The organism is Silvanigrella sp. (assembly GCF_044369315.1).
GTDB lineage: Bacteria > Bdellovibrionota_B > Oligoflexia > Silvanigrellales > Silvanigrellaceae > Silvanigrella.
Window position 1 is genome coordinate 1 of sequence record NZ_JBIPMD010000205.1, and the last position, 5,723, is coordinate 5,723.

The 5,723-nt window shown below is 34.5% G+C and carries 5 protein-coding genes; 1 reads left to right on the forward strand and 4 read right to left on the reverse strand.

The window, feature by feature from the left end; translation table 11 throughout:
* Nucleotides 1-169: 169 nt before the first annotated feature.
* The 3 genes from cysS to lpxC form a co-directional block, all read right to left on the reverse strand.
* The gene (gene cysS / locus ACIQ56_RS13590; RefSeq protein ID WP_397601588.1) at nt 170-1,642 is read right to left on the reverse strand and encodes a cysteine--tRNA ligase; all 1,473 of its coding nucleotides are present in this window, start codon (nt 1,640-1,642) and stop codon (nt 170-172) included.
* A 6-nt stretch (nt 1,643-1,648) separates the two neighbouring features.
* Nucleotides 1,649-2,770 carry a molecular chaperone DnaJ gene (gene dnaJ / locus ACIQ56_RS13595; protein ID WP_397601589.1) on the reverse strand — a complete coding sequence of 374 codons (1,122 nt, stop codon included), beginning with the start codon at nt 2,768-2,770 and terminating at the stop codon, nt 1,649-1,651.
* 261 nt (nt 2,771-3,031) lie between these two features.
* Nucleotides 3,032-3,997 (reverse strand): UDP-3-O-acyl-N-acetylglucosamine deacetylase, encoded by a 966-nt coding sequence (gene lpxC / locus ACIQ56_RS13600; protein WP_397601590.1) that lies wholly within the window; start codon nt 3,995-3,997, stop codon nt 3,032-3,034.
* A gap of 409 nt (nt 3,998-4,406) precedes the next feature.
* On the opposite strand from lpxC, the gene ACIQ56_RS13605 reads away from it, so the two are divergent.
* Nucleotides 4,407-4,904: a single-stranded DNA-binding protein gene (locus ACIQ56_RS13605; protein WP_153420098.1), complete on the forward strand. Its 498-nt coding sequence runs from the start codon at nt 4,407-4,409 to the stop codon at nt 4,902-4,904.
* A 131-nt stretch (nt 4,905-5,035) separates the two neighbouring features.
* On the opposite strand, the gene ACIQ56_RS13610 is transcribed toward ACIQ56_RS13605, so the two are convergent.
* The gene (locus tag ACIQ56_RS13610) at nt 5,036-5,641 is read right to left on the reverse strand and encodes a VWA domain-containing protein (RefSeq protein WP_397601591.1); all 606 of its coding nucleotides are present in this window, start codon (nt 5,639-5,641) and stop codon (nt 5,036-5,038) included.
* Nucleotides 5,642-5,723: the final 82 nt, after the last annotated feature.

A 5,723-nucleotide genomic window follows, 5' to 3' on the forward strand; every position in this document is an offset into this window, starting at 1 on the left:
TCACAATGGCTTCAATTAATTTGTTACCTTATTAATCGCACTGCTTACTTCCACGCTGATGGCTAATCTTTACGTGGGTGAGATTCGCACTCACTGGTTCTTACGCACTTATCTTGGCGCACCATATGAAACTCCTAATAAATTTTATTAAATAAACATAAAAAAAGGACTATATTATAATAGTCCATTTTGTTCCAGAAGGAGCATCTTGAATTTGAACACCTTGTGCCAAAAGCTCATCTCGTATTGCATCGGATTTTGCCCAATCTTTATTTGCTCGAGCCCTTTTTCGTTCTTCTAATTTTTGTTGAATTTCGGAAGAAGATATTTCGGAAGCTAAATTATATTTTCTTAAATTTTCAAAAAATACATTTGGCTCTTCTACAAGTAGACCCATTGCATTTTTCATCCAGTTTTTAAATTCTGGCCATTTAGATTTTAAAATAGTTAAATCGTTTTCAGACAACATTTTTCCCGATTTTTCAAGAGCACTTAGTTTTGTATTTATATTTCGAATAAAATCAAAAAATACGGCAAGGGCAGCGCTACTATTTAAATCGTCCGCTAAAAATTCTCTCATTTTTGGAATTAAAGTTTCAAGCTCCGTAAAAATAAATTCACTAGATTGATTTTGAGGATTCGTATTTTGGTTTGAATACTCATCCACTAAAGAAACAAAACGATAAATTTTTGCCAATTTTTTTAAGTTTTCTGTCGTCATTTCAAAGGTAAAATCGAGTGGTTGTCCATAGGAAACCGACAAAAAAACCAACCTTAATACTTCAGAAGGGTATTTTGATAAAAAGTCTTTAATAGCAACAAAATGATTTGTACTTTTACTCATTTTTTCGCCATAAAGCGTTACCATACCTGCATGAAGCCAAGTAGATGAAAAAGGTTTTCCTGTTGCTCCTTCAGACTGTGCAATTTCAGCTTCATGGTGCGGAAATATGAGATCTCTTCCTCCCATATGAATATCTATAGAGTCACCAAATAAAGAATGGATCATAGCAGAGCATTCTACATGCCAACCTGGACGACCATTTCCCCATGGAGAAGCCCAATAAATTTCACCTTCTTTTGCAAATTTCCATAGTGCAAAATCAAGAGCATCTTCTTTTGCTTCATCTATTTCAATTCGAGCACCTTTTTTCAAATCATCAATTTTATTTTTACTTAATTTACCATACTCTACAAACTTACGGACTCTATAATAAACTCCAGAGTTTGTTACGTATGCTAATTCTTTATGAATTAATTTTTCTATTAGTGAAATAATTTGAGGAATATTTTCTGTTACTTTAGGCTCATGCTGTGGTCTTTGCAAATTAAAGAGTTCAAGCATTTCGTCTTGCTCAGAAACATAACGCGATACAATATCAGCACAAGAAACACCTTCTTGATTTGCTTTATGTATAATTTTATCATCGACATCTGTTATATTTCTAGCCCATTCTACGTTCATTTCATTATCAACTAATGTACGATATAATAAGTCATAAGAAAAAAAAGTGCGACTATGGCCAATATGCGTGTTTCCATAAGGAGTAACACCACAACAATACATTTTTACCTTACCTTCATTTAATGTGTTAAATTTTTCTTTTTTTCCAGTAAGCGTATTAAAAAAATGTATTTTCATATTGTATTACCCAAATATTTTGTCAAAAAAACCATTGCTATTTTTTACGTTTTGCCCAACTTTTTGAGCAAAAGCTCTTAAATGTTCTTCCGCCTCTTTATTAACTTTCGTAGGAATTTCAACACTCACTTCTATGACGAGGTCTCCCTTACCTCTACCATACTTTTCTAATTTTGGAATCCCTGCACCTTGAACAACAAGACGTTGGCCTGGTTGTATTCCTGCAGGAATTTCAATTTTACGAGGCTCTTCTTCAAAACAGTCTATTGTTACTTCTGTGCCTAGTATTGCTTGTGCCACACCAATTTTAAGTGAATAAACAAGATCAAATTCTTCTCTCTTAAAATAAGGATTAGCCTCTACTTCAATAAACACATAAAGGTCACCGGCTGGTCCACCATTTAAACCGCCTTCTCCTTCTCCTGTCACGCGAAGTCTCATGCCAGTATCAATTCCGGCTGGAATTTTAACATTGATATTTGATGATTTGGTTTGAAACCCTGTTCCCTTACAATCACCGCATGGAGTGGAAATACTTTTGCCACTACCGTTACAATCAGGACATGTAGAAGCGTAAGTAAAGAAACCTTGCTGAACTGCAACTTGGCCTTGTCCACGGCATGTAGAACAAGTAACTGGCTTTGTTCCTTTAGCAGCCCCTGAACCTTCACAGGAAACACAAGATGCTTTTCTTGGAATTTGAATTTTTTTCTCTGTTCCAAGAACAGATTCTTTAAAAGAAACTTTGAGATCATAGCGGAGATCGCCCCCTTTACGAGCTCTATTTCCACCGCCTCTTTTTCTTCCGCCTCCCATGCCAAAAAGGTCTTCAAATATAGAACCAAAATGCTCAAAAACATCGTCTACATTGCCAAAACCTGCCCCACCAAAGCCAGCTCCATTTACTCCTGCATGACCAAATTGATCAAAACGTTGGCGTTTATTTGGATCGCTTAATACTTCATAAGCTTCAGCAGCTTCTTTAAACTTTTCTTCTGCTGATTTGTCGCCGGGATTACGATCTGGATGGTATTGAACAGCAAGTTTACGGTAAGCTTTTTTGATTTCTTCTGTAGAAGCAGTTTTGGATACCTGTAAAATTTCATAATAATTGCGTTTTGTAGTCATCTAATAATACTCCAGGAAACTGTCGGGGGTTTAGCATGCGATTCGACAGAAAAAAACATGGTTGCGGACAAAACTTAACCTTGATCTTAAAAGAGTCAACAAGTCATAGACATTTTTTATTGCAATTTCAGATTATAATCATGAGTTGATATAAAGTATATTTAATTATTCAGATATTATCTACATTTTTATTTTTATAAGAAAGAAATTGATTTCGAAAGAGGGAAACAAACTGGCTATATTAAGTTATTGATATTTAACTTAACCAATAGCTAGTCCATTAAAATTTACTTGAACTTCCGCAAGAGATTTTGGGAAAGAGAGAAGAGATTTAAGACGACTTGTCTCTTTTGCAGAAGGAATAATAATTTTTCTTGAAGAAACTTCACTTAAAATTGCTCTTGCAAGTTTATTATGAAGATCATGTCCTGCTTTATGAGCAATAATATGGCCTAAAATAGGCATGCCAATCAAATGAAGATCACCAATGCAATCAAGTGCCTTATGTTTTACAAATTCTTGCTCATTGCGGAGACCTTGAGAATTTAAAACACCTTCTGTTCTTGAAACCACAATCGCATTTTCAATAGAACCACCTTTTGCAAGGCCACGAGAATATAAAAAATCAATTTCTTCTTTTAAACCGAACGTTCTTGCAAAGGAAAAGTATTCACAAAAAGCTTTTGCCGTATAATCCATTGAAATAGATTGACGGCCAATCGCAGCTACATTTTGAAAATCGATTGCGTAAGAAATGAGTGGTTGTTTTGAAGGCTCAATACGAATAAAGCGGGTAGGGTTCTTTTCATCTACGACTTCAATTGTTTTTTCTACAATTATAACTTTTCTAGGTTCTTTTAACTCTTCAATTCCGGCTTCATTTAAAAGAACTAAAAAAGGTGCTGAAGAACCATCTAAGATAGGCATTTCACTGTTATCTATAGAAATGACTGCATTATCTATGCCAAATCCAAAAAAAGCGGCCATCAAATGCTCAATTGTAGAAACATAGGCTTCACTTGTTCCAACACGAGTTGCTAAACTGGTATCAAATACGGATAAAGCGTCTGCTTTAATGTAAGGTTTACCTGGAAGATCAGTACGTTGAAAAACAATTCCTGTATTAGCTGAAGCAGGACGAATTTCAACAGAAATTAAATTTCCTGAATGAACCCCAATACCAGCGAAGGATACAGAGCGCTTTAACGTTCTTTGGAAGTTATTCATACTTTCTCCATAAAATCCAAACAAATACAACAGTTACAACTACTAAAAGAATAATTCATGAAAGCCAGAATACAGCTATCAGACTATAAACTATTAATAACAACTAGCATTATAAAAATGCTGCTGCAAGTTTAATACTGTCACAAATTTCAGCATTTACAACTTAGGGAGTCTATCGGAAAGTATATCTTAATTTCTACTAAAACTTTAAAATATGCTGTAATATTTTATGGTTACTTTTTTGACATTTTAGTTATTAAATACAAACGATCAGTAACTGTTCAATATAAATAAAAAAAGACTAAGGCTTTAAAACACGATTGACGCTTCAGAACAGCCACTATAAGCCTATTGTGTGGGCAGAGCTATTTCCCCATTCCCATTATTAGCACCTTAAGGAGAGTTTCTTATGTCTGGAGTTAACAAAGTCATTCTTGTGGGTAGATTAGGACAAGAACCCGAAATCCGCAGCACCACAAGTGGACAACAAGTCTGCACCCTCAGCATTGCCACTAGCGAAACCTGGACCAAAGACGGCAACAAAGAAGAAAGAACAGAGTGGCACAGAGTTGTTCTTTGGGGAAGACAAGCAGAAATTGCACATAAATACTTAAAAAAAGGCCGTCTTGTGTATATTGAAGGAAAGCTTCAAACACGCTCATGGCAAGATCAACAAGGACAAAAACGCTATACAACAGAAATTGTGGCAAATAATATGCAATTTTTAGAAAGCATGAACTCTGCGCCTGGCCGTGACATGAATGAAATTCCACCAATTAATGATACAAACGATTATTATTCTGGCCCAAGTGGATACGATTCAGCGCCACAACAACAAAGAAACAACAATAACAGCCAAGCTTTTAGCAGCAACTCACGCCCAATGGATGATGATATTCCTTTTTAATTTTACTTATAAAAAATGTATATTAAATAAATATAATATGATGCATTAAAGAGAAAATAAAAACTAATCCTTTATTTTCTCTTTTTTTATATTTTAAATACAAATAGAATATGAATATATTGAATTATTTTTTAGTCATTAACGATGTCTAATAACACTTGATCTAAAGATATATTTTCAATTTCATCGCAGGTTTTTGTATCACAAATATCAAATTTTGCGCCTACAGATGTGAGATCATCATCGAGTTTTTTTAAAAAATCACGTGCTGATTTATCATCACCAATTTGAATAAATGAAATACCTAATTCAACATCACTCTCCATTTTTTTGGTTGTACTGACTATTAAATTAGCTAAATTTCTTTGCCCTTGAGTTCCATCCGATGGTTCCCCATCAGTAACAACAATAACAGAAGTCGGTTTATCGGAACGATTAAAGTGATTATGAATTACGTCTGTAAGTACAGGAACAAAATCGGTACCACCATTAGGTGAAACTTGATTAAATATTTCAACTACTTTATCTGCAGTGGTATTTGGAAAGTATTGAAATGTTCTATTAAATGTATAAACATCTATTCCATCTGCATCATACTCTTCACATTTTCTTGCAAGCGAAACGACAGACTCCTTTGCATAATTCCAACGAGTTGTTGAATTTGTCTTACTTACCCTCTCTGACATAGAGCCCGATCTATCAATAACAACAACATAATTTCTGGTAGGTAGAGACATGACTTTTATTTCCTTTCAAATAAAGTAATTCATTGCCATGAAACCCCTGCAGAACCGGACTTGTAGTTTTCCCACATCCGGC